Below are 22,514 nucleotides of genomic sequence, written 5' to 3'. Positions count from 1 at the left end.
CGTCGTTTCCTCCTTCGTCCGCGGCACCGGCGGCACGGTCTCGATCAAGACCACCGACTATGTGCTCGGCACGACCAACACCCTGTTCAACGGCACGACCACCGGCGGCATTCTTGGTGGGACCGGCGCAAGCTCCGGCCAGTCGGTCTACGGCTTCACGATCGGNANNANCACGACCCANGNCGNNATCGACAACCTGCTGACGGACGTCGAAACCACGCTGAAGAACATGACCACTCTCGGTTCGCAGCTCGGTTCGCTCCAGACTCGCGTCGACATCCAGTCGGACTTCGTGTCTTCGCTCAGCGACTCGATCGACTCCGGTATCGGCCGCCTGGTNGACGCCGACATGGAAGAAGAGTCCTCCAAGCTCAGCGCCCTGCAGACCCAGCAGCAGCTGGCGATCCAGTCGCTGTCGATCGCGAACTCCTCTTCGCAGAACATCCTCTCGCTGTTCCGCAGCTAATAGCAGGAGCGCCCGCGGGCGCTTCAAACCGAAAGATCGCCGATCGAAGCCGCGCTCCCCCGAGCGCGGCTCTTTTATGTTTGTTAACTCGGCGTTAACCAAACTCATGTTTTCTGCCGTCAACGAAACGGTATGTTAACCAAGCTTAAGAAGCGGTTAGCGGGCATGAAGCTGATTGCCGTTCCCGGTGGCGGACCGGAGTGTCCTTTTCAATATTTGCCAGCCAAGGACCAATAATTTCATGACCAGCATTTTGACGAACGTCGCGGCAATGTCCGCCCTCCAGACCCTCCGCAGCATCAATGGCAGCCTGGAAGAAACGCAGAGCCGTGTTTCGTCAGGCTACCGCGTCGCGGAAGCCAAGGACAACGCTGCCTATTGGTCTATTGCGACGACGATGCGCTCGGACAACAAGGCGCTGTCGGCTGTCTCCGACGCGCTTGGCCTCGGCGCGGCGAAGGTCGATACCGCATATTCCGCCATGGATAGCGCCATCGATATCGTCAGCGAGATTAAGGCCAAGATCGTAGCCGCAACGGAAAAGGGCGTCGACAAGACCAAGGTTCAGGACGAAATCGCGCAGCTGCAGCAACAGTTGCTGAGTGTTGCGCAATCTGCTTCCTTCTCCGGTGAAAACTGGGTTGCAGGCAATACAACGAAAAGCGTGGTCTCCTCGTTCGTCCGCGACGCGAATGGACAGGTGTCCGTTCAGACGACAGAATATTTCCTCGATGACTCGACCAGCGGCAACGTTCTGTTTGGCATGACGACAACCGGAGCAATCGACACTGCGACTGGTATCATCGGAACCTCCTCGGGCAGCGTTGGCTCGATCTTCAGCATGGACATCACGAGCTTCAGCGACAGCGATATTAACCTGGCATTGACCACCGTGGAAAACGGCCTCAGCGCGCTGACGAAGGCGGGTTCGCAGCTCGGTTCGATCTCAACCCGTATCGATCTTCAGGAAAGCTTCGTTTCGAACCTCAGCGACTCGATCGACTCGGGCGTCGGACGTCTCGTTGACGCTGACATGGAAGAGGAATCGAGCAAGCTGACCGCGCTGCAGACGCAGCAGCAACTGGCGATCCAGTCGCTGTCGATCGCCAACAACAGCGCACAGAACGTCCTCACGCTGTTCAAGGGCTAAGAACGCCGCCAGCCACGAAGTGAGACAGAAAGCCGCGTCGCGAGATGCGGCTTTATCTTTGTTTTTGAAGCGATAATCAAGGTTGCGCGAGGCTTGCGGCACCGACGCCGTAGCCCTTGCGCCGGTCCGGAGCCTTGGTTACCTTCGCTTAACAGTTGATTTGTTTTAGCGACAATCCGGCCTGGAGGATCCAGTCGGGGGCATGACGCCAGCTCAGTCGCTGCCGCTCGCCGGCCTGTCCCGTTTCCCTATTCAGAGCCAGAAAATGACATACAAAATTACCAGCTCGGCACAGGTGAACGCCCTCGCGGCGCTGCGCATCATCAACAAGGACGCCGCAACGGTTCAGCAGCAGGTTTCGTCGGGTTACCGCGTCGAAACGGCTGCGGACGACGCAACCTATTGGTCCTTTGCAAGCGTCATGCGCTCGGACAGCAATTCGCTGCAGAACATTCACGACGCGCTCGGCGTCGGCGCATCGAAGGTCGATACTGCCTATACCTCGATGGACAGCCTGATTGACCAGTTGGGCGAGATCCGCAAGACGCTGCTGACGGCGAAGGAAGCCGGCGTCGACAAGACGAAGCTTAATACCAGCCTCAGCGAGTTGAAGGGACAACTGCAGACGACGGTTCAGTCGACCAGCATCGCCGGCGAGAACTGGCTTCTTAACCGAGATGCCACGCTTCCGACCTCGCGATCCGTGATCGGCGGTTTCGTGCGCGGCGCGAGTGGTGAATACCAGATGCAAACCATCGATTTTCCGGCGGACCAGACCGTCATGATCGATATGACGGACGCCAATCGCGGACTGCTCACGAAAACGGTAGATGCGAACACCCTGAATTCCGACGGCACTGCGACGGCGCGCAACTATTATCTGCTTAGCGCCGGCTCGACGACGCCGGCGACTGGAACGGAAATAAAGCTCGATGGCAATACGACGTCCGCACAGGTGGACGATATGATCGCAGTGGTCGATTCCCTGTTGTCGACACTGACGGAGACCGCGGCTGGCCTCGGCACGATGAGCGCGCGTATCGGCGATCGCGTTGCCTACACCGCGGACATGTCAGACTTGATCGACAAAGGTGTCGGCGCACTCGTTGACACCGACATGGACGAAACGGCGACCCTTCAGAAGGCGTTGCTTGCGCAACAGCAGATGGGCATTCAGACGATCTCGATCCTGAACACAGCCGCCAGCAAAGTACTGCTACTGCTGCAATAGTGAGGTGAGGCGCGGGTGAGCTTGTTGGGCCTCACCCTTCATCCTCGCGCAAGTTTGATTGCCTAGTTTCGATACAAAGGCGCAGTGCGGAAACCGTGCCTGATGAGTTGTCAGTTCATGATGGGGCGCGGCATGTCGCAGTCTTCTGCAGCGAGAGGGTGGATTCGGTGAGCGCGCTGCTTTCTCGGTATCTCAAGGATTTTGGAGAACCGGCCGTCGCCGCTCCCGTCGTGGATGCGGACGATTTCGCGAACGACTTTGGCGGCTTTGCCGATCTTGCCTCAGAGCCTGTCGTCGATCTCGAAGCAGAGCGCCACAATGCTCACGCCGAGGGCTATGCGGAAGCGACCGCCGTGTTGACGGAGAAGTATGAACTGGAAGCGCAAACGGTCGCCTTTGTTCACCAGCGCGAGGTCGAAGAGCTTCGCGACCGCTACGAGGTTGAGACTGCGGCGCTGGTCGCCTCCCGGCTTGATGCCATGGCGAGCGCGATTGCCGAGCTTGTCAGCGCGACTGTCGCAAGGGCGCTGGCCCCCGTAATGACCGATGTCCTGTCGCAGAAGGCTGCCGTCGATCTCGCCGGCATTCTTCGCGAGGCGGTCTTGGAAGGCGATGTCGGCACCGTGACCGTCAAGGGACCTGCCCGGCTGTTCGATGTGTTGAAGGGTACTCTTGGCGAAAAGGCAGGTCTTCTGCGCCACCTTGAAACCGGCGATGTCGACCTGACTGTCGAATTTGGCGACGCCGTCCTTGTGACGCGCATGTCGGCCTGGGCGACGAGCTTGAAGAAAGTTCTGGAATGAGTGAGAGCGAAAACCACCATCACGGCAAGAACGAGATCATCATCGTCAAGCGGCATGGCGGCGGCGATCACGATGGGGCGCATGGCGGCGCTTGGAAGATCGCCTACGCCGACTTCATGACGGCCATGATGGCGTTCTTTCTCGTCATGTGGCTGGTCAACGCCGCGAACGAGGAAACCAAGGCCTCCGTCGCGACCTATTTCAATCCGATCAAGCTCTCCGACGAGAAGCCCACGCAAAAAGGCCTGAAGAAGCCTGTCGATCAGGCGGATGGCGATCAGAATCAGGAGAAGTCGAAGGAAAAGGAGGACAAACCCAACGAGGGCGCGGCGGCGGCAAACGGCGACGACCAGACCTCGACATCCGGCGACCAAACGAACTACTCCGAAGCCGACTTCTTCGAGAATCCCTATTCGGTCCTGGCAGAAATTGCGCAGGAGGTCGGCCAGCAGGCAAACGTCAGCGCCAAGGGTGAGGGCGGCGCGAGCGACTCCGGTCCTGCAACGGGAGCCGACGGTGGCCAGGCTTATCGTGACCCGTTCGATCCCGACTTCTGGACGAAGCAGGTCGAAGTTACCCATGCCAACAAAAGGCAGCCGGCTTCGAAAGATGTTCCTGCCGATGAAGCAGCGGATGCCACGGAAGTTGCGAAGGCCGAATCCGGGAACCCGGCGGATCTGACGAAAGCGGCGGACGCCGGCGAGAGTCACGACGCACAAGCCGCAGCGACAGCAGAGGACAAGCCGCAAGCCGAGGCGCAAAAAGCCGTTGAGCAGAAGAAGGCCGAGGACCTGCAAAAGGAAATCGCGCAGCAGATCAGCGTCGTGGCTGGCAAGCTCGCCGAAGGCCTCACGGTTACGGCGTCGGAAGGCGGCCTCCTGGTCAGCATCTCCGATCAGAGCGACGACTCCATGTTCAATATCGGGTCGGCCGTTCCGCGCAAGGAAATGGTGCTCGCAATGGAAAAGATCGGTGAGATCCTGAAGAGCAAGCCGGGCGCAGTCGCCATCCGCGGTCATACGGACGGCCGTCAATACAAGGGTGAAAACGAGAACTGGCGCTTGTCCATGGATCGTGCCCAGGCGGCCTACTACATGGTCGTTCGCGGCGGACTCGACGAAAAACGCGTCTCGCAGGTTTCGGGCTTTGCCGATCGCATGCTGAAGGAGCCGGCCGATCCGTTCAATGCTGCCAACCGGCGCATCGAGATATTGCTGCAGGCGGATCAGGGATAATCCATGGTCCGTCACCACCAACGTCTTCTGCTTTTGCTTTTTGGGCTTGCGGTGAGCCCTGCTACCGGCGTGCACGCGGAAGATCAGGAGGACATTGTCCCTTACAAGATGCTCCGGTCGCTGCAGTTCGTGCAGGATTCCGTCGTGCTCGGGGATCACTCGGCTGCCGAGATGCAGCGCTTCATGCTCGGGACGATCGATCAGCGTCTACGCACGATCGATCCATCGGTTTTCGATGATGAGCGTAATGTCGATGCGGCGCTAATCTACGCGATGAGCGGTGGTAATCCGGAGACCCTCGAATATCTCGTCGCGCGCGACGTGAACGGTCACTTCGACAACCGGGTCAGCGACGTCCTGCGGAAATATCTGAGCGGCAAAGGCCTGCTTGTTGCAAAGAGCCTTGTCGAGACCGCAAACGAATACAAGGACAAGAAAATCGGTCCCTATCTGGCGCTGGTGGGCGGCAACGTCACCATCGCCAAGAGTCCAGTGGAAGCGCTGAAGCTGTATGATCAGGCTCGCCTCTATGCGCCGGGTACGATCGTCGAGGAGGCGGCGCTACGCCGCTCCGTGTCTATCTGCGTCGAAGCAGGGATGGTGGATAAGGGTCTCGACTACTCGCAGCGCTACGTGCGTCGTTTCCTGCATTCGCCATATGCCAGCCAGTTCGCGGATCTTTTTGTCAGCCTGCTGGTCAATCACGATCATGAGGTGAAGCCGGACGACGTTGTTAACATCCTCTCCTTCATGGACGAGGCCAGGCAGCGCGAGGTCTACCTCCGCATCGCCCGCGCGGCGGCGATCGCCGGCAAGGGCGATCTCGCACGGATGGCCGCGGCGCGCGCCCAGACGCTTGCAGGCGATTCTGATAACGCCTTTGGAGCGCTGGCGGATTTCTACGGCGGCATGGCGGCGATCCCGACCGACAAGATCGATGCGGCCACGAAGAACATCGAATCCATCCCCGAGCAGGAGTTGTCGCCGCGCGACCAGGCCCTCAGAGCCGCGGCAAAAGCTATTGCGGAACAAGTGCTTCGTCCGCCTGAACCGGCAAGCTTGACGCAAGCGACGACCCCTAAATCTAATGGCCAAGAAATTACTTCTGAACAGGCTGAAGCGGATCAGGGGGAGGTACCAAACCCAGTTCCAGGTCCCGTTGTGGGAGAATCGGCGGGGGGGCCGCCATCCGATGTTGGGGGACAGCAGGACGCCGACCCGTCATTCAACGCATTCGTGACGTCAAGCCGATCGCAGTTGGATGAGATCGACGGCCTCTTGAACAAAGAGAGTAATTGAGATGATGGACATCAGTGTTTTGGGGGGAGCATCCGGAGCAGGGGCTGCCTCTGGCATTGGCCGCCAGACGGGCAGCGGTGGCGATGCGGATGCAGGCGGGTTCTCCGATGTCCTGAACAAGGCAAGCGGCGGAAAGCATGACGCCGCCGAACAGTCCACGGCCGGCCGGCAGGCAGGCGAAGGCACCGATGGCAGCACATCCACTGCGCCGCGCCGTCCAAGCACTCAGCCATTGATCGATCTCGGCAGCACATCTCTCGCTGCGCAGGCGCGGATGAAAGAGAAAGCGTCTGGTTCGGCGGACAAAGAAACGAAGACGACGGAACAGAACGGTAAGCCTAAGGGCAAGCACGCTGATGAAGCCGATTTGCAGGATCTTTCGGATAGGCTGGATGATGACGCTGTAACGGTTCGAAAGGGCGCCAAGGAGACGAAGGCCGACGGTGCCGACGACCAGAAGGTCGCCCCGGACGATAGCACGCTGTCTGATGTCCTGAGCTTACTCAAGCAAGTCCCGACGGACGGAACTGCGGCTGCAGCGTTCGCGGCGATGGCAGCCGCGAAGCCGGAAGGCAAGGTATCGACAGAACCGAAAGAAAAGTCCGTTGCCAGCGTCAAGGCCAAGGATGAGATGTCTGTTGACGCAGGTCTGACCGGCGTCGATACAGCCGCGGACGTCCAGCTACCCGGCACTGAGGCCGAAGGCGGTATCGACGGGACGACATTCCGGCTGACCCGTGCCGACGGCCGTGGTCAGTCCATGGACATGCATCTTGGCGTTGACACGGATGCCGCCGAGTCCGGCGGCAAGGCTAACATCGAGAGCGTCTCTGTTCTGGATTCGCGCCGCTACATCGGTCTTGCGCAGAACACCAATTCTGCCGCCGTGACGGCCGCCATATCCGGTGATCAGGAATGGGCGCACGCCATGCAGGCGAGTTCTTCGCTGTCGAACGCCGCTGAGTGGACGAGCACCGGCAAGGTGGTGAATACACTCAAGATCCAGATGAACCCGATCGAACTCGGTCTCGTCACGGCGACGATGCGGCTGCAAGGCGACGCGCTCAACGTCGATCTGAAGGTCGAGACACCAGCTGCCTACCGGCAGCTCAAGGAAGACCACGGGAAGATCATCGAGGCATTGCGCAGCCAGGGCTTCGCGATCGACAACGTGACGATCAGCATGGCGCCAGTCGACCGTTCGGACACGGGCAACCAAGCGACCGCACAGGGCCAGCAGCAGGGCCAGGCGTTTGCCCAGCAAGGCCAAGGCGGGGAGGCGCGTGAGCGCCAAAATCACTCAGGACAGCGAACTGGCGGAGGCTTCAATGGCTCGGGCGAAAGCGGTGTTGAAAGCACTTCTTCTGGCGCCGCTGGCAGTAGTCGCGCTGGCGACGTCTACCTCTAGCGCTGAAGCGTCGAACAGCGCCTGCGAGGTGGAGATTCAAGCCGCCGCACTGAAATACGGTATTCCGGAAGGCATACTCTATTCCGTGGGTCTGACCGAAACCGGGCGCAAGGGATCCCTCTACCCTTACGCGCTGAACATCGAAGGCAAAGCCTTCTTTCCGCCCTCCGAGCAGGATGCTCTGAGGCAGGTCGATGTGGCGCGCCGATCGGGTGCGAAGCTCATCGACATCGGCTGCATGCAGATCAACCAATACTACCATGGTGAGAATTTCCGGTCCGCGGAGGAGATGTTCGACCCCCGCCGCAATGTGGAATACGCGGCAAGGTTCCTGCGCAATCTCCACGACCGACACGAAACCTGGACGATGGCAGTGGCCCGCTATCACGCCGGCCCCAACAATGACCCTGCCCAGAAGCAATATGTCTGCCGGGTCATCGCCAATCTGGTCGCCACCGGCTACGGCAAATGGACTCGCAATGCGAGCACCTTCTGCCAAAATTGATTCAATCAAAACTAGCAGAAAACAGAACAAAACAGAAATGTGTCATATTGTGGCGAGAATCTGTCTCAATATGGCAAGGCAAGTCACATTTTAGACCTTGTTAACTTTTCCACGAAATTTTTGTGTGCATAATTTCCGACCGCTACTACATCTAGATCAAATCGCGCCCCAATTCTTAATCAACTATTAATTCCTGCCAGTAAGTTCCTACAGCTTGTCCCGGAATCGCGCGATTCGTACCCATAGAGCATCGAGGTACCACAAGTGATTCGGAGGCGGACGAATGATCGTAGTGGTTGATGAGCGTGAGCTCGTGAAAGATGGTTACACTTCACTTTTTGGGCGGGAAGGCATTCCTTCCACAGGGTTTGATCCACGTGAATTCGGCGAATGGGTTCAGACGGCGGCGGACGCTGATGTCGCGGCCGTCGAGGCGTTCCTGATCGGGCAGGGGCAGCAGACTTTCGAGCTGCCGCGCGCGATCCGCGACCGTACCATGGCGCCGGTTATCGCAGTCAGCGATCAGCCGTCGCTGGAAAACACCCTTGCACTTTTTGATTGTGGCGTCGATGACGTCGTGCGCAAGCCTGTGCATCCCCGCGAGATCCTGGCTAGAGCCGCCGCCATTCGGCGCCGACTGAAAGCGATTTCCAGCCACACGGATATCGGTGCGATCCGCGTGTTCTCCGACGGCCGCGATCCGGAAATTCACGGTGAGGTTTTTGCGCTCCCCCGTCGCGAGCGTCGCATCCTTGAGTACTTGATTGCAAACCGCGGTCGTCGTGTCACCAAGACGCAAATCTTCAACGCGATCTACGGGATTTTCGACGACGAAGTCGAAGAAAACGTGGTTGAAAGCCATATTTCCAAGCTGCGCAAGAAGCTTCGGAAGAAGCTGGGCTTCGATCCGGTCGATTCGAAGCGCTTCCTTGGCTATTGCATTGACTGGAACTGATTTTTTCAGAACGGGCCGCGTTGCCTGAACCTGGTCGCTGCATTCTCGCGACATTGGTTCAACGCCAGACAGCCTCACGCAAGGCCCACCAAATACTCTCAAGCCTACTAAGGGAATCGAGGTTTTCAGATGAGCATTTTTGGCAGCATGAAGACGGCCGTGTCCGGCATGAACGCCCAGGCAAACCGCCTTAGCACCGTCGCCGATAACATCGCGAACGCAAACACGACGGGCTACAAGTCCGTTTCGACCGCTTTCTCGTCGCTGGTCCTGCCATCGACCTCGGGTAACTATAATTCGGGCGGCGTCCAGACATCCGTTCGCCAGTCGGTTTCGGAACAGGGCGACATCTCCTACACGACATCAGGCTACGACCTGGCGATCTCGGGCGACGGCTTCTTCATCGTTCAGAGCCCGGACGGCGTTCCGGTTCTGACCCGCGCCGGCGATTTCACCAAAGACCCCGAAGGCAACCTGGTCAATTCCGCCGGCTTCAAGCTGATGGGTTATTCTTACGACGCTGGCGCGCCGGCCGTCGTCGTCAACGGTTTCTCGGGACTCGTGCCGATCAACGTCAACCAGTCCGGCTTGACGGCGATCGCTTCGACGACCGGTACCTTTACCGGCAACTTGAACTCCAATGCCAACGTCGCAACTGGCAACCTTCCGTCTTCCAACACGGCGCCGATCACAGCTGACACGAAGCAGATGTCGATGGTTGGTTACGACAAGCTCGGCAACACGGTTCAGTACGATTTCTACTTCACCAAGACGGCCGTGACGACGCCCCCGCCGGCAGCTCCGGGTGTTGCGAGCACGTGGGAGGTTGCAGTCTTCCGTCATGACGATGCGGCAACAGGTGGAACCTCATCATTTCCGTACACTTCGACGCCGGGTCCGGCTCTCGTTGGCTCGACAAATTTGACGTTCGATGCCAACGGCAAGATGGTCAGCACTGGCGCCCTCACCATCGCCGATCCCGTCACCACCGGTTCGATCGCCATGGACCTCAGCGGTTTCACGCAGCTCGCCGCTGATTTTGCAGGTAGCGGCACGCCGAACGGCCAGGCCGCCAGCCCGGTCAAGGATGTCACGATCGATAAGGACGGCACGGTATATGCCAAGTATGCGGATGGCACGTCGAAGCCGCTCTACCGCATTCCGCTAGCGACCGTCGCCAGCCCGGACAACATGACGCTGATGAGCGGCAACGTTTATAGCGCAAACGGCCAGTCCGGCGTGACGGTCACCGGCTTCCCGCAGACCAACGGTTTCGGCACGATCCAGGCGGGAGCACTTGAAAGCTCGAACGTCGACCTCGCCGGCGAACTGACCGAAATGATCGAGTCGCAGCGCAGCTACACTGCCAATTCCAAGGTGTTCCAGACGGGGTCCGACATCATGGACGTCCTCGTCAACCTCAAGAGATAAGTAGGGTTCGGATAAGCCATGTCGCTCACTTCCGCACTGAATACCGCGCAGAGCATATTCAGCAACACCGGCACTCAAAGCAGTGTGGTGTCGAACAATATCTCGAACTCCAGCAACAGCGACTACGTGCGCCGGCAGGCGATGATCACCACGTCGCTGAATGGAGCGCAGGTTGTGAAGATCAGCCGCGCGCAAGAAGACGCGCTAATGCGTCAGTGGCTGAAGGCGAGTGCGCAAGACAGTGGCCAGCAGACGCTGCTTGGTGGTCTGACCGACCTGAAATCGATCATGGGCGGCAACGACTACGAGACGTCGCCGGCCAACTACCTGGCGACGTTCCGCGAAAAGCTGCAGGCTTTCCGCACATCGCCAAGCAGCACCATTGCCGCGCAAAGCGCGGTCACGGCTGCGCAGGACGTCGCCAATTCGCTGAACAACGCGACGAAATCCGTGCAGGCGGTACGCCTGGGCGCGGACAAGGAAATTGCAACGCAGGTTTCGACGCTCAATACGCTGCTCGCGCAGTTCAAGACGGCGAACGATGCCGTCAAGAGCGAAACGGCAACCGGTGGTAACCCTGCCGATGCGCTGGACGAACGCGACAAGCTGCTGAAGCAGATTTCTTCGATTGTCGGTGTCAACGCCGTCGACCGTCAAAACGGCGACATGGCGCTCTATACGACGGACGGAACCGTCGTGTTCGACACCATTCCGCGAACGGTTACTTTCGTCGCGCAGGACACTTACACCGCCCAGACAAAGGGCAACGGCGTCTACATCGACGGCGTGCTGCTCGGCAGTGGCAAAGGGTCGACAACGACGGCGCAGGGAAGCCTGCAGTCACTGCTACAAGTGCGCGATGACATCGCAACGACGTTCCAGTCGCAGCTCGATGAGATCGCAAAGTCTCTCGTGACGATGTTCTCGGAGACCGGCGGCACTCCCACTACGACACAGCCAGGTCTTTTCGTCTGGAAGACGGCGACCGGAGCAACTGGCGGCACACCGACGACCACAGGCGTGATCGATGGCATCGCGGGTACGATTGCGGTGAATGCCGCCGTCATCACCAACCAGGGCGGCGACCCGATGAAATTGCGTGACGGCACGATCACCGGCCTCACGAATCTCAATCCGACGGGCAGCAGCGGTTTCTCCGACAATCTCGATGCGCTCTACACGGCGATGGGCGCGGCCCAGACCTTCTCGTCGACCGCCGGCATCTCGTCCAACGTGAACATCATGGACTACGCCTCCAATTCGATCGGATGGCTCGAGCAGTATCGAAGCGATGCGACGACTGCGTCCGAGAATACGGCGGCGGCGCTCTCGCGTTCGACGGAAGCTTACTCCAACGAGACCGGCGTCAATCTCGACGAAGAACTGACCCTGCTCCTCGACATCGAGCAGTCCTACAAGGCGGCCACCAAGATCCTAAACGCTGTCGATGAAATGTTGAAGTCATTGCTAGACATAGCGAGTTAAGCCATGAAAAGTTCATTTATTTCTAGTTCGGCCATTCAGAACGCAATGCGATTGACGATCCGCCAGTCGCAGAAGCAATTGGTAACCGCGTCTCTCGAGGCGACGACGGGCGTTTACGCCGACATCGGCGCCTCCCTGGGCTCTGGTGCAGCCAAGAGCGTGAATTTCACAGCTGAGGTCAGCCGCATCAAGGCCCTCAAGGGCAGCAATTCCATCGTATCGGCGCGTCTCGAAGCTTCGCAGCTCGGCCTCAACAGTATGAAGACGGCCGGTGACGCACTGGTCTCCAAGCTGACCGCGCTTCAGGGAAGCCAGGACAAGACCAGCATCGCGGTGGCCATGCAATCTGCCGGCGACGCGCTTTCGCAGCTGATGGACACGGGCAATTCGATGCTCAACGGCGAGTACCTGTTCTCGGGTATCAACACCGATGTGCAGCCGCTCACCAACCAACAGAATGCCGCAACGACCGCCATTCAGACGAACCTCGAAGCCTACGCGAGCGGCCTGGGCAAGCCGGTAAGCTCTTTGACCGGCGCCGAGATGGGCACCTTCATCACGAACTTCGTTGAGCCGATGTTCTCCCAGGACACGTTCAACGGCACCTCCACACCGGTTGCATTCCCGCCGCCCGGCGCACCGACCCCGGTTGCACCCGCGGCCTACGTCACGCCGCCGGCCTGGAGCGATTGGTCGGCTGCTTCGAACCAGAACATGACGAGCCGCATCAGCAACTCTGAAGTCGTCACGTCGTCGACCAATTCCAACTCGGACGGCATGCGCTACTTCGCGCTGGCTTCGATCACAGTGTCGGCGCTGGCCAGCCAAAATCTGGGCGCCGACGCACTGAGCAAGGTCACCTCCACGGCGATCGGCTATGCCGCGCAGGCCACGACCGGCATCGTGACCCAGGCGAGCCAACTCGGCCTTTCGCAGGAGCGCGTCGAGAAGGCCAATGACGCTCTCGATGCACAGTCGAGCATTCTTCAGAACAAGCTCGTCGATCTTCAGGGCGTGGATACGTCGGAAGCGTCGACGCTGGTCAATACCCTCCAGACTCAGCTGGAGACCGCCTACACCATCGTATCGAAAATCCAGCAGTTGAGTCTCGTGAATTACCTTTGATGATCAAAGGTACGAAAGACAAAGAAGGATGCATGAATGTATCAGTTCTCTTACTCCGAGATCATGGAGGACTCGGTGGCCGATGCGAAGGAGCGGGAGCGTCAAGTTCTCGACCGGTCCATAGAGCTGCTGTCGATTGCGCGAGACAAAGAGAAATACAGCCGGGAAGCCATTGATGCATTGTTCTACACCCGGCGCGTTTGGGTAAGTTTTATCGAGGATCTCAAGCATCCGGACAACCAGCTTGAAATCCAATTGCGGGCCAACCTCATCTCCATCGCGATCTGGATCTTGAAGGAGTGCGATCGGATCAGGCGCCGGCAATCGACAAACTACCAAGGCATTATCGACGTTACCACCATCATCAGGGATGGACTAAAATGAAAAGCACACTTCGTATCTCGCTAAAAGCCGGGGAAAAGATCTTCATCAACGGTGCGGTCCTGCGCGTCGATCGCAAGGTCGCGCTGGAATTCCTGAATGATGTAACATTCCTTCTCGAAAACCACGTCCTCCAGCCGGAAGACGCGACGACGCCTCTGCGCCAACTCTATTTCATCGCGCAGATGATCCTCATCAATCCGGAAGGCAAGGATCAGTCGACCGCGATGTTCCGCAAGTCGATCACGATGCTGCTGACCTGCTTCAAGAACGAGGAAGTCCTCGCCGAACTGAAGCGCGTTGACGGTCTCGTTTCGACCGGCCGCGCCTTCGACGCCCTGAAGGCGATCCGCGGTCTCTATCCGATCGAGGATAGCATTCTCAACAACCAAGAAATGCACCCGGCGATGGTCGAGCAGATTCGCAAGGAGATCGCACCATGGCGGTAGACGGCGTCTCAAACGTCAATAGTTCTTCGTCGTCGAGCACCTCGAGCGCGCAACAGAAGGCGACGCTCAACTACGACAACTTCCTGCAGCTCCTCATCGCGCAGATGAAAAACCAGGATCCGACGGATCCGGTGGACGCGAGCGAACAGATGTCGCAGCTGGCGAGCTTCTCGCAGGTCGAGCAGACGATCCAGACGAACAGCAAGCTGGACACGCTGCTGGCGAGCTCCAGCCTGACGCAGGCTGGCAGCTACATCGGCAAGTACATGACCAGCGCTGACGGCAGCGTGAAGGGCACGGTTGCGTCGGTGAAGGTTTATTCCGACGGCATCATTGCGACGACGACGGATGGCGGTAGTATTCTCGTTCAGGCGGGAATCACCCTGGCCGACAAGGCTCCGACGACGACCGACACATCGTCTTCGAGCTAGTTGAAATGACAAGGCGGTTCGACCACACCGGACGGACCGCAAGGCGATATGAGGTTGCCTGCAATGAATGAAGCTGATGCACTTGACCTATTCCAGGCAGCGATCTGGACCGTTCTTGTTTCCGCCGGCCCGGCGGTCGCAGCGGCCATGATCGTCGGTCTGATCATCGCGCTGTTCCAGGCGCTGACGCAGGTTCAAGAAGCGACACTCACCTTCGTTCCGAAGATCGTGGCCGTCCTCGTCACCATCGGCATCTCGGCTCCGTTCGTCGGATCGCAGATTTCGATTTTCACCAATCTGGTGTTTTCTCGCATTCAGTCAGGTTTCTGAGCCACTTTCGCGCAAGCTTCGCCATTTAAGTCTCGTTCCGAATTGGTGGGCATCATGCCCGCACCTCTCATGAAGAGACGGAATCGAAATGGCGCAACCTCCTGCACTCCCCCTCCCGAAAGCCGGACTTAGCGTACGTGATATCGGTTTTGCCATGGGCATCATCGTCATTATCTGCGTGCTCTTCCTGCCGATCCCGCCGTTCTTGATCGATATGGGACTGGCCTTCTCGATCGCCTTCTCGGTGCTGATCCTGATGGTGGCGCTGTGGATCCAGAAGCCGCTCGATTTCTCGTCCTTCCCGACCATTCTTCTGATCGCGACCATGACGCGATTGGCGCTGAACATCGCGACGACGCGCGTCATCCTATCGCATGGCAACGAGGGTCATGATGCCGCCGGCGGTGTCATCGCGGGCTTTGCCAGCCTTGTCATGTCCGGCGACTTCGTGATCGGTCTGATCGTCTTTTTGATCCTGATCACCATCAACTTCATCGTTATCACCAAGGGTGCTACGCGTATCGCGGAAGTCGGCGCGCGCTTCACCCTCGATGCGATCCCCGGCAAGCAGATGTCGATCGACGCCGACCTTTCGGCCGGCATCATCGACGAGAAGGAAGCACAGCGCCGCCGCAAGGAGCTGGAAGAGGAAAGCTCCTTCTTCGGCGCCATGGACGGTGCGTCCAAGTTCGTTCGCGGCGACGCGATTGCCGGGTTGCTGATCACTTGCATCAACGTCTTCGGCGGCATCATCATCGGTTACTTCCGCCATGGAATGCCGATCTCCGAAGCCGCCGACGTCTTCGTCAAGCTCTCGGTTGGTGACGGTCTCGTTTCGCAGATGCCGGCCCTCATCGTTTCTCTCGCAGCCGGCCTTCTCGTGTCGCGCGGCGGCACCGTCGGTTCCACCGAACAGGCAGTCGTCAACCAGCTCAGCGGTTATCCGCGGGCGCTTTCTGTTTCGGCGGTTCTGATGGCGATCCTCGGCCTGATGCCGGGTCTGCCATTTGTGCCCTTCATGTTCCTGTCCGGTCTTCTGGCCTTTGGTGCCTGGTTCATTCCCCGCCAAGTCGAGGCGGAGAACAAGGCTCGTCGCGAGCTGGAAGAAAAGAAGGTCGTCCAGAACAAGGAACTCGAAAAGGATTCCGTCAAGTCGGTGCTGCGCACATCGGAAATCGAGCTCGCGCTCGGCAAGATGGTGTCGACACGCCTGCTCGGCGCTCACCAGGAGCTTGCCTTCCGCGTCGGCAAGATGCGCAAGAAGTTCGCAACGCAGTACGGTTTCGTTGTTCCGGAGATCAAGGTCACGGACGATATCGGCATTGCCGAGAAGTCCTATCAGATCCGAATTCACGGCACGACGGTCGCGTCCAACATGCTGCGCGTTGGCGAAGTTCTTGTTGTCACCGGCTCCGGCCGCAAGCCAAGCATTCCGGGCGACGAGATTCGCGAACCAGCCTTCGGCATGCCGGCGGTTTCCATACTCGAAGCATTCGCCGACGATCTGAAGCGCGAGGGTTTCCAGCCGATCGACAACGTTTCTGTCGTCCTGACGCATATGAGCGAAGTCATCCGCAACAATCTGCCGGCGCTCCTGTCGTACAAGGATGTGAAGGTCCTGATCGACAGGCTCGATCCGGAATACAAGAAGCTGGCGGACGAGATCTGCTCGTCGCACATGTCCTATTCCGGCCTGCAGGCCGTGCTGAAATTGCTCCTCGCCGAGCGTGTGTCGATCCGCAACCTGCACCTCATCCTGGAAGCCGTCGCCGAACTCGCGCCGCATGTCCGCAAGACCGAGCAGATTGTCGAGCATGTGCGTGTTCGCATGGCGCAGCAGCTTTGCGGCGATCTCGCGGACAACGGCGTGCTTCGCGTGCTGCGACTCGGCAGCAAGTGGGATCTCGCCTTCCATCAGGCGCTGAAGCGCGACAACAAGGGCGAGATCATCGAGTTCGACATCGACCCGCGCATGCTCGAAGAGTTCAGCGAGCAGGCGACGAAAGTTATCCGTGAATTCATGGATCGCGGCCTGCCGTTCGCCCTTGTCACCTCGCCGGAAACACGCTCCTATGTGCGCATGATCATCGAACGATTGTTCGCAACGCTCCCGGTCCTGTCGCATGTCGAGCTGGCCAAGGGCATCGAGATAAAGATTCTGGGCTCCATTTCATGATAACAGACCCGCAAGGGACCGTCCTGGCGCTGTTCCTGATCTTCTGCAGGATCGGCGGCTGTGTTCTGGTGATGCCCGGCTTTTCGTCTGCCCGTGTCGCACCGCACTTGCGGGTTTTCATTGCAGCTGCCTTATCCCTTGCAATCCTTCCAGTGCTCTGGGAAACGGTCTATCCGATCGTCCACACCTCGAACGCCACCTATATCGGCTACATTTTCAGCGAGTCGCTGGTTGGCGTCATGTACGGCATGCTTGCTCGGCTTTACACGCTCGGCCTGCAGTTCGCAGCCAGCGTGATTGCGATGATGGTCGGCTACACTCAACCGAGCGCGGGCGATATCTTCGAAGATTCCCCGGAAAGCAGCCTTTCAGGGTTCATCACCTTTGCCGGCATGATGATCCTGTTCATGATGGACTTTCATCACGTCGTCTTCAGGGCATTGGTCGATTCCTACACGTCGATGCCCTTCGGAGGCATCCTGCAGATGCGCAGCACGCTGATCTCGTTCACGGACACGCTGTCATCGACATTCATGATCATGCTGCGGCTCTCAAGTCCCTTCCTGATCTACGGCCTGATGTTCAACATCGCGATCGGCTTCATCAACAAGCTGGCGCCGCAGATTCCGGTGTATTTCATTTCGACGCCCTATCTGCTTCTCGGCGGCCTGTTCCTGTTCTATTTCTCAGTGGCGGCGCTGGTTAGCCAGTTCGGCCAATCCTTCGCCAGCGTGTTCATCGGCAGGTAGCGACATGGTGGACAAGACGCGCTCACAGAAACTGAAACGCCTCGTGGCGGTTCAACGTCATCTGGAGCAGATGGCTGAATTCGACCTTGCCGAAACGAGCCGTCAGCGGTCGGAAGTCAACGAGCAAATGGACAGCGTCATCCTGGCGCTCGGCTCCATGGACCCGGTCCATCATGCCTTCTCGCAAAGCTATGCGGATCGCTTCAACCGATTGGGGATCAAGGACAAGCAGCTGATCGGCATGCAGCAGATTCACGAAATGCGCGTTGTTCAGGAACGCGCCAAGGGCGATCGCCTGGAAGACGGCATGCGTGAGGCGCTCGAGGCCGAGCGCCGCGAAGCCGCCGACAACGCAGTCTATGATCTCATCGATCAAAAATTCGGTACGCCAGCCTCCAGCAAGCTTCAAAAATCATAATCGTCACAATCTTAATCAAGAGGATTGTGACTTGGCTATTTCACCTCCGAGTGATCTGGTCCTGGATGTTGTCAAAGCTGCCGACCCGCTCGAGGTGCAGGCAGCCCAGGAAAAACTGAAGGCAAACCAAGCGGCGTTTGCCGCCAACAGTCTCGCCGAAGCCGGCAACGGCTTTACCTCGGCCGTTGATATTCTCGATCGCGCCGCGGGCAAGACCGGTTTGAGCGACAGCAAAAACCGCAGCACCAAGACAGAAGAGGTGCCGGAAACCTACCGCAAGTTCGAGGCTATGGTCCTGCAGAACTTCATCAAGAACATGCTGCCGAACGACAGCGAAGAAGTGTACGGCAAGGGTGCCACCGGTGATATCTGGAAGGGCATGATGGCCGAACAGCTCGGCAACGAGATTTCGAAGGGCGACGGCATCGGCATTGCCAAGCAGCTCTATCACGATGCGCTGAAAAAGCAGGAAGGCAAGGTCGCCAACGCTTCCACCGATCAGGACGATCGCAACATGGCGATGAGCATGATCGACGACTTCCAGCGCAAGACCTTCGGTACACCAACTGCGGACAACAAGTCCGCCAATGACGCCTGAGAAAATCGAGGACAAAAATGGAAATAATCTCGAACGACTATCGTATCAAATCGGTTCTTGGACGCCTCGAAATGATCATCGACAACGAGAACACGCGTATCGGCAACGATCCGCAGTTCGATCTCAAGGTGTCGAACACGCACAAGAGCCGCTGCCTCTACGAGCTGTCGATGCTCTTCCGCGACACAGACCCGAAGGAACTGGCTGCCACGCATCTTGATCAGCTGCATGGGCTCAAGAAGAAGCTGGTGCTGAACGCACGGCGCGTCGAAGCGCATCTGGAAGCGGTCCGCACCGTTGCCGATCTCCTGAAGAATGCAGTCCAGGATGCGGACGCCGACGGCACCTATTCCCAAGAGCAATTCGTAGCACGTGACGCTTGATGATTAAGCTCGTTCTGACAGGCGTCTGGGTTTGCGCGATCACGCTGGCATCGGTCTATTTCTCGGTGCACATGGCAACGGCACCTGCGCCGGCCCCCGATGATTCCAAGCAAAGCCAGCTCGAGCTTGTAAAGGGCGAGACGATCACCGTGCCGATCATCGCCGACGGTACAATTACCGGCTACTTCCTCGGCAGGATCTCTTTCATGATGAACAAGGACGCGGTGAAGAACGTGTCCTTGCCTCTGACGGAAATGACGACCGACGAGCTCTTTACATTGCTCGTCGGCAACAAGATGATCGACATCTCCAACATGAAATCCTTCGATCCGAACGCCTTTCGGGAGATGATAAAGAAGGACGTCAACCAGCATCTGGGTGGAGAGTATATCGAGCAGGTCATGCTGGAACAGCTCGACTACCTCCCCAAGACGAGTGACTCCGGACAACACAAGAGGACGGGCAAGCCCGTCAACGTCGTCGCTCCGGAACCGGTAGCGGATTAAAGCTGCCAGAGAGTGACTCGGTCCTTGCTTTAAGCGGCGCCCTTGGGGCGCAGCGCCCTTGGGGCGCCGTTTCTGCGTTTTTGTGCCGACTGTAGACGGTTAATAATTCCTTCCACCAAGGGGCGAAATTCAAACGGTTTTCCTAAGAGATAGTTGAAATCGCGCTGTTACAAGACCGGCCCGATGGGCTGACTGTGCACTGACATTCTGTTTCTCGGAATTCTCTCATGCGCTCCCAGGCCAACGCCACCGGTCGATGCTGAATCGTCTGGTGCGGCTATGTGATCTGTTCGGGGATGCATGCGCATGAAACACTATCGTCAGGAAACCGGCATGAACCTGATCGCGAATTTCGCGGTCTTGTCGTCGCGCCGCGCGATTTTCGATCTGCCGGTCTGCGACCTAGGCTGGGATGACGCCCTGGTGCTTTTCAATGAACTCCTGTCGATACCGGTCGGGCAGACATCCGTTTCCTTCGTCACCGCGCGCAACATGCTCATGGCGCTGCGCGACAGCGACTATCGCGCCGTTCTTGCACAAAACCTGCTGCTTCCCAATGGTCCAGGTTTCAACATCGCGTCGAAGGTGGCGCATGGCTCGCCGTTCTCTGCCAGCTTGAGGGCCGCCGATTTCGTGCCGGCGCTGCTGACGTTCATGGAGACACCGCGCCGCATCGGCCTTATCGGCACGAACCCTCAAGAGGCTCGCCTGACTGCAGCGAAATTCCGTCGGCACGCGCCATGGCACGAGTTCACCGTCATTTCCGACACGCTCTCCCACACAGAAGGCAGGTCGCGGATCGTAGATCAGATCGACGGGCAAATGCTCGACATACTCATCGTCGGAGCGCGCACTCCATTTCAGGAAAAATGGATCCAAGAGAACATCCGGGCGGATCACGCTCGCCTAGTGCTTGCTGTCGGCGACCTGTTCGATGTCGTGGCCGGTATGATCCGCCCCGTGCCGAAGATTGTACGGACGGTGGGACTTGAACGCGCCTATCGCTGGACGCAATGGCCGGCGCGCCCTGGCCTTCGTTCCGGCCTGGGCTTTGCTGCCTTCCTGTACTACGCCCTCCGGTACGACGGAACGCCGCATGCGGATACGGAACTGACCGACGCAAGGTCGGCCAGTTAACCTTTTCTTTGCCATGAACTTTTAGTGTTGGTTAACCCGTCCGCTTTCGCGGATGGCTTCGACCGTTCATACGCATGAGATCTGGCGATGTACGACAACAACCCGAGAAGCCAAGCCTTCCGCCGACCTGTGGCGGTCGAGGGCGAGCGTGTGGCGATGCCATCCAAAACTGCGGCCGCGATGCCGGCTGCGGAGGCAGAATTGCTCGGGGTGATCGAGCGTGCGCTCGAGCGGCAGCGGTCCAGACGTGATGCCGAGGCGCCGCCGCCGCTTGTCAGCCGCATCGAAACGATCCTGGGCAAGCGGCTCGAGGCTGCGAACGATGCAGCGGCTGCCGCGATCGATCCGTCGTCTGTTGTGCCTTCGGAAGTTACGTGCGCCACACAAGCGACAGCGACCCCGAACGTCGCCACGCTGCCTACCGAACACAGTGCACCGAAATCGCAGCGTCTGAAGCCACTTGCGATAGTTGCTCTCATCTCCGCATTGGGCGCGGCGAGCGGTGCCCTGATCCCGGCCGAAACGGCGCGCTATAGCGCTGACGCTGTGCTCGCTGTCCAAGGTGACGGCGAAGGCCGTGCGGCCGTCGCTAAAGCGGCCGAGAAGACGCTTCGGTCTTCCCACGTGATCGCGGCAACGGTCGCTGCGTTGAAACTCGATCGCGATCCGGAATTTTTCGGCCTCTCCTCGGATGCGTTTGCGGTGGCTGTCGACCTGCTTTCGACCGATGGCGCTGCCGCCGATCCGCTTTCGCACGCAGAAGCATCGCTCGTTTCCGCGATCCGCACCACGAGCGACCCTCACGCCGGCACCATCGATTTCAAGGTGACGACCGGCAGCGCCGAGAAATCCGCGCGCATTGCGAACTACCTGGCGTCTGTCGTGACAGGCTCAGGAACCACAAAGGCCGCGGCCGAAGACGGGTCGCTGAAGAAGGCGGCCGACGCGGCGCAACTCGATCTTACGGCCTTCACGCAGAAAAGTGGCGAAGGCAACGTGAAGGTTGCCATCGATCTGCAGCGGCAGATCGGGAGCATGGACGCGGAACTGAAGGCAGGGGACGAGCGAATTGCTGCTACCCAGGAAAGGGCCCGTCGTCTGAAGGCGGCGAAGGTTGGCGATGTCATTGCCGGTACGCTGGATGCGGACCTCATGTCGCCGACGCTCGTCGATCGCCGCGACAAGTATGTGACGGCACAACTGTCTCATTCACAGCTGTCGGCCAATCTCGGTCCCCGCCATCCCCGCTTGCAAGCTCAGCAGGCAGAGGTCGACGGCTTGAAAGCAGCGATCGGTGACGACATCGCCCGGCTGCTCCGCGAAACGACCGACGAGATGAAGCAGGCGACCGTCGAGAAGCGGCAGCTAAGCGACAGTCGCAATGCACTGATTGCGCAAAGCAAGGATACGGGTGTCGACCTGGCGAAACTCGCCGAGCTTCGCGACAAGGCGAGTGCGGCACGCCAGCGCCTTGAGGATGCGATCACGACCGGAGCGGTGACGCCTGGTGCCGGCAGCCTGCGACTGCAGAAGGCGGTGCAGGTCGCCGCAGTGCCGGCGGAGGAGGGCTGGCTCCCCACGTTGCTCGGCGCCTTTGCTGGCCTCGCATTTGGTCTTGCGACAGTGTCTTTCAAAGCGCGCGCCAGGTTCACGGCGTCCGCAAGGAAGGAACCGTCGCTGCCCACTCCCGCCCCGAAGCCGGTTGTCGTCGCGCCATCGGCAGCTGAGCCTGCTGCGATGCCGCAGGAAGTGGACATTATACGCGCGGAGCTCGCCGCCATGCGCGACAGGTTGCGTACCCGGCAGGCGGCATCCTGAACCAGCTGCGACACGATTGTTCTTGCATTTGCCATTTTAGGCAGG

General features: G+C 59.0%; 24 protein-coding genes. All 24 read left to right on the top strand.

The genetic code is table 11. The features are described 5' to 3' along the window. Positions 1-466, top strand: a 466-nt coding sequence (locus RHIBUN_RS0110520) for a flagellin (RefSeq protein WP_025659530.1), incomplete at its 5' end; no start/stop codon positions are given. A 241-nt stretch (positions 467-707) separates the two neighbouring features. After that, on the top strand, positions 708-1,616 hold the full coding sequence (locus RHIBUN_RS0110515) for a flagellin (protein WP_018856795.1): 909 nt from the start codon (positions 708-710) through the stop codon (positions 1,614-1,616). Positions 1,617-1,881: 265 nt separating this feature from the next. Beyond that, entirely contained in the window at positions 1,882-2,847 is a 966-nt protein-coding gene (locus RHIBUN_RS0110510) for a flagellin (RefSeq protein WP_025659529.1), read from the top strand. Between the two features lie 167 nt (positions 2,848-3,014). Beyond that, positions 3,015-3,650 carry a hypothetical protein gene (locus tag RHIBUN_RS0110505; protein ID WP_025659528.1) on the top strand — a complete coding sequence of 212 codons (636 nt, stop codon included), beginning with the start codon at positions 3,015-3,017 and terminating at the stop codon, positions 3,648-3,650. Next, on the top strand, positions 3,647-4,885 hold the full coding sequence (locus RHIBUN_RS0110500; RefSeq protein WP_025659527.1) for a MotB family protein: 1,239 nt from the start codon (positions 3,647-3,649) through the stop codon (positions 4,883-4,885). The genes RHIBUN_RS0110505 and RHIBUN_RS0110500 overlap by 4 nt, the downstream gene beginning before the upstream one ends. 3 nt (positions 4,886-4,888) lie before the next feature. After that, positions 4,889-6,184 (top strand): chemotaxis protein MotC, encoded by a 1,296-nt coding sequence (motC, locus tag RHIBUN_RS0110495; protein WP_025659526.1) that lies wholly within the window; start codon positions 4,889-4,891, stop codon positions 6,182-6,184. A 1-nt stretch (position 6,185) separates the two neighbouring features. Next, positions 6,186-7,592, top strand: a complete 1,407-nt coding sequence (locus RHIBUN_RS0110490; RefSeq protein WP_025659525.1) for a flagellar hook-length control protein FliK — start codon at positions 6,186-6,188, stop codon at positions 7,590-7,592. Beyond that, a complete protein-coding gene (locus tag RHIBUN_RS0110485) occupies positions 7,534-8,097 on the top strand; it encodes a lytic transglycosylase domain-containing protein (RefSeq protein ID WP_025659524.1) in 564 nt (187 codons plus the stop codon). Before RHIBUN_RS0110490 ends, RHIBUN_RS0110485 begins: the two co-directional genes overlap by 59 nt. Before the next feature lie 283 nt (positions 8,098-8,380). After that, on the top strand, positions 8,381-9,052 hold the full coding sequence (locus RHIBUN_RS0110480) for a winged helix-turn-helix domain-containing protein (protein ID WP_018856802.1): 672 nt from the start codon (positions 8,381-8,383) through the stop codon (positions 9,050-9,052). Positions 9,053-9,181: 129 nt separating this feature from the next. Next, positions 9,182-10,483 carry a flagellar hook protein FlgE gene (locus RHIBUN_RS0110475; protein WP_018856803.1) on the top strand — a complete coding sequence of 434 codons (1,302 nt, stop codon included), beginning with the start codon at positions 9,182-9,184 and terminating at the stop codon, positions 10,481-10,483. 18 nt (positions 10,484-10,501) lie between these two features. After that, positions 10,502-11,968 (top strand): flagellar hook-associated protein FlgK, encoded by a 1,467-nt coding sequence (flgK, locus tag RHIBUN_RS0110470; protein ID WP_018856804.1) that lies wholly within the window; start codon positions 10,502-10,504, stop codon positions 11,966-11,968. A gap of 3 nt (positions 11,969-11,971) precedes the next feature. Next, entirely contained in the window at positions 11,972-13,093 is a 1,122-nt protein-coding gene (locus RHIBUN_RS0110465) for a flagellar hook-associated family protein (protein ID WP_025659523.1), read from the top strand. 36 nt (positions 13,094-13,129) lie between these two features. Next, complete coding sequence (flaF, locus tag RHIBUN_RS0110460; protein WP_007530128.1) at positions 13,130-13,477, top strand: flagellar biosynthesis regulator FlaF; 348 nt, start codon at positions 13,130-13,132, stop codon at positions 13,475-13,477. After that, positions 13,474-13,923, top strand: a complete 450-nt coding sequence (gene flbT, locus RHIBUN_RS0110455; RefSeq protein WP_025659522.1) for a flagellar biosynthesis repressor FlbT — start codon at positions 13,474-13,476, stop codon at positions 13,921-13,923. The genes flaF and flbT overlap by 4 nt, the downstream gene beginning before the upstream one ends. After that, on the top strand, positions 13,914-14,354 hold the full coding sequence (gene flgD, locus RHIBUN_RS0110450) for a flagellar hook assembly protein FlgD (protein ID WP_018856807.1): 441 nt from the start codon (positions 13,914-13,916) through the stop codon (positions 14,352-14,354). Before flbT ends, flgD begins: the two co-directional genes overlap by 10 nt. A gap of 63 nt (positions 14,355-14,417) precedes the next feature. Continuing rightward, the gene (gene fliQ, locus RHIBUN_RS0110445; RefSeq protein WP_018856808.1) at positions 14,418-14,684 is read left to right on the top strand and encodes a flagellar biosynthesis protein FliQ; all 267 of its coding nucleotides are present in this window, start codon (positions 14,418-14,420) and stop codon (positions 14,682-14,684) included. 88 nt (positions 14,685-14,772) lie between these two features. Continuing rightward, positions 14,773-16,860 (top strand): flagellar biosynthesis protein FlhA, encoded by a 2,088-nt coding sequence (flhA, locus tag RHIBUN_RS0110440; RefSeq protein ID WP_025659521.1) that lies wholly within the window; start codon positions 14,773-14,775, stop codon positions 16,858-16,860. Further along, complete coding sequence (gene fliR, locus RHIBUN_RS0110435) at positions 16,857-17,609, top strand: flagellar biosynthetic protein FliR (protein WP_018856810.1); 753 nt, start codon at positions 16,857-16,859, stop codon at positions 17,607-17,609. The genes flhA and fliR overlap by 4 nt, the downstream gene beginning before the upstream one ends. 4 nt (positions 17,610-17,613) lie before the next feature. Continuing rightward, on the top strand, positions 17,614-18,027 hold the full coding sequence (locus RHIBUN_RS0110430) for a hypothetical protein (protein WP_018856811.1): 414 nt from the start codon (positions 17,614-17,616) through the stop codon (positions 18,025-18,027). Between the two features lie 31 nt (positions 18,028-18,058). Beyond that, complete coding sequence (locus RHIBUN_RS0110425) at positions 18,059-18,625, top strand: rod-binding protein (RefSeq protein ID WP_025659520.1); 567 nt, start codon at positions 18,059-18,061, stop codon at positions 18,623-18,625. 17 nt (positions 18,626-18,642) lie between these two features. After that, positions 18,643-19,008, top strand: coding sequence for a hypothetical protein (locus RHIBUN_RS0110420; RefSeq protein WP_018856813.1), 366 nt, complete (start codon positions 18,643-18,645; stop codon positions 19,006-19,008). Beyond that, positions 19,008-19,514, top strand: a complete 507-nt coding sequence (locus RHIBUN_RS0110415; protein WP_025659519.1) for a membrane protein — start codon at positions 19,008-19,010, stop codon at positions 19,512-19,514. The genes RHIBUN_RS0110420 and RHIBUN_RS0110415 overlap by 1 nt, the downstream gene beginning before the upstream one ends. 333 nt (positions 19,515-19,847) lie before the next feature. Beyond that, positions 19,848-20,651 carry a WecB/TagA/CpsF family glycosyltransferase gene (locus RHIBUN_RS0110410; RefSeq protein WP_025659518.1) on the top strand — a complete coding sequence of 268 codons (804 nt, stop codon included), beginning with the start codon at positions 19,848-19,850 and terminating at the stop codon, positions 20,649-20,651. Between the two features lie 87 nt (positions 20,652-20,738). Next, positions 20,739-22,469 (top strand): succinoglycan biosynthesis protein, encoded by a 1,731-nt coding sequence (locus tag RHIBUN_RS0110405; protein WP_025659517.1) that lies wholly within the window; start codon positions 20,739-20,741, stop codon positions 22,467-22,469. Positions 22,470-22,514 lie beyond the last annotated feature (45 nt).

The organism is Rhizobium sp. IBUN (assembly GCF_000510625.1).
GTDB lineage: Bacteria > Pseudomonadota > Alphaproteobacteria > Rhizobiales > Rhizobiaceae > Rhizobium > Rhizobium altiplani.
Note: the sequence above shows the minus strand (reverse complement) of the source record. Positions and strands in the feature narration are given on the sequence as shown.

Bases quoted from the DNA above. Each gene is read 5' to 3' on its own strand.
- RHIBUN_RS0110465 (WP_025659523.1), top strand. From the start codon at position 11,972: ATGAAAAGTTCATTTATTTCTAGTTCGGCCATTCAGAACGCAATGCGA.
- RHIBUN_RS0110420 (WP_018856813.1), top strand. From the start codon at position 18,643: ATGGAAATAATCTCGAACGACTATCGTATCAAATCGGTTCTTGGACGC.
- RHIBUN_RS0110415 (WP_025659519.1), top strand. From the start codon at position 19,008: ATGATTAAGCTCGTTCTGACAGGCGTCTGGGTTTGCGCGATCACGCTG.
- motC (WP_025659526.1), top strand. From the start codon at position 4,889: ATGGTCCGTCACCACCAACGTCTTCTGCTTTTGCTTTTTGGGCTTGCG.
- fliQ (WP_018856808.1), top strand. From the start codon at position 14,418: ATGAATGAAGCTGATGCACTTGACCTATTCCAGGCAGCGATCTGGACC.
- RHIBUN_RS0110490 (WP_025659525.1), top strand. From the start codon at position 6,186: ATGATGGACATCAGTGTTTTGGGGGGAGCATCCGGAGCAGGGGCTGCC.
- flgK (WP_018856804.1), top strand. From the start codon at position 10,502: ATGTCGCTCACTTCCGCACTGAATACCGCGCAGAGCATATTCAGCAAC.
- RHIBUN_RS0110515 (WP_018856795.1), top strand. From the start codon at position 708: ATGACCAGCATTTTGACGAACGTCGCGGCAATGTCCGCCCTCCAGACC.
- RHIBUN_RS0110405 (WP_025659517.1), top strand. From the start codon at position 20,739: ATGTACGACAACAACCCGAGAAGCCAAGCCTTCCGCCGACCTGTGGCG.
- RHIBUN_RS0110410 (WP_025659518.1), top strand. From the start codon at position 19,848: ATGAACCTGATCGCGAATTTCGCGGTCTTGTCGTCGCGCCGCGCGATT.
- RHIBUN_RS0110510 (WP_025659529.1), top strand. From the start codon at position 1,882: ATGACATACAAAATTACCAGCTCGGCACAGGTGAACGCCCTCGCGGCG.
- RHIBUN_RS0110500 (WP_025659527.1), top strand. From the start codon at position 3,647: ATGAGTGAGAGCGAAAACCACCATCACGGCAAGAACGAGATCATCATC.
- RHIBUN_RS0110480 (WP_018856802.1), top strand. From the start codon at position 8,381: ATGATCGTAGTGGTTGATGAGCGTGAGCTCGTGAAAGATGGTTACACT.
- RHIBUN_RS0110475 (WP_018856803.1), top strand. From the start codon at position 9,182: ATGAGCATTTTTGGCAGCATGAAGACGGCCGTGTCCGGCATGAACGCC.
- flaF (WP_007530128.1), top strand. From the start codon at position 13,130: ATGTATCAGTTCTCTTACTCCGAGATCATGGAGGACTCGGTGGCCGAT.
- flgD (WP_018856807.1), top strand. From the start codon at position 13,914: ATGGCGGTAGACGGCGTCTCAAACGTCAATAGTTCTTCGTCGTCGAGC.
- fliR (WP_018856810.1), top strand. From the start codon at position 16,857: ATGATAACAGACCCGCAAGGGACCGTCCTGGCGCTGTTCCTGATCTTC.
- RHIBUN_RS0110430 (WP_018856811.1), top strand. From the start codon at position 17,614: ATGGTGGACAAGACGCGCTCACAGAAACTGAAACGCCTCGTGGCGGTT.
- flbT (WP_025659522.1), top strand. From the start codon at position 13,474: ATGAAAAGCACACTTCGTATCTCGCTAAAAGCCGGGGAAAAGATCTTC.
- flhA (WP_025659521.1), top strand. From the start codon at position 14,773: ATGGCGCAACCTCCTGCACTCCCCCTCCCGAAAGCCGGACTTAGCGTA.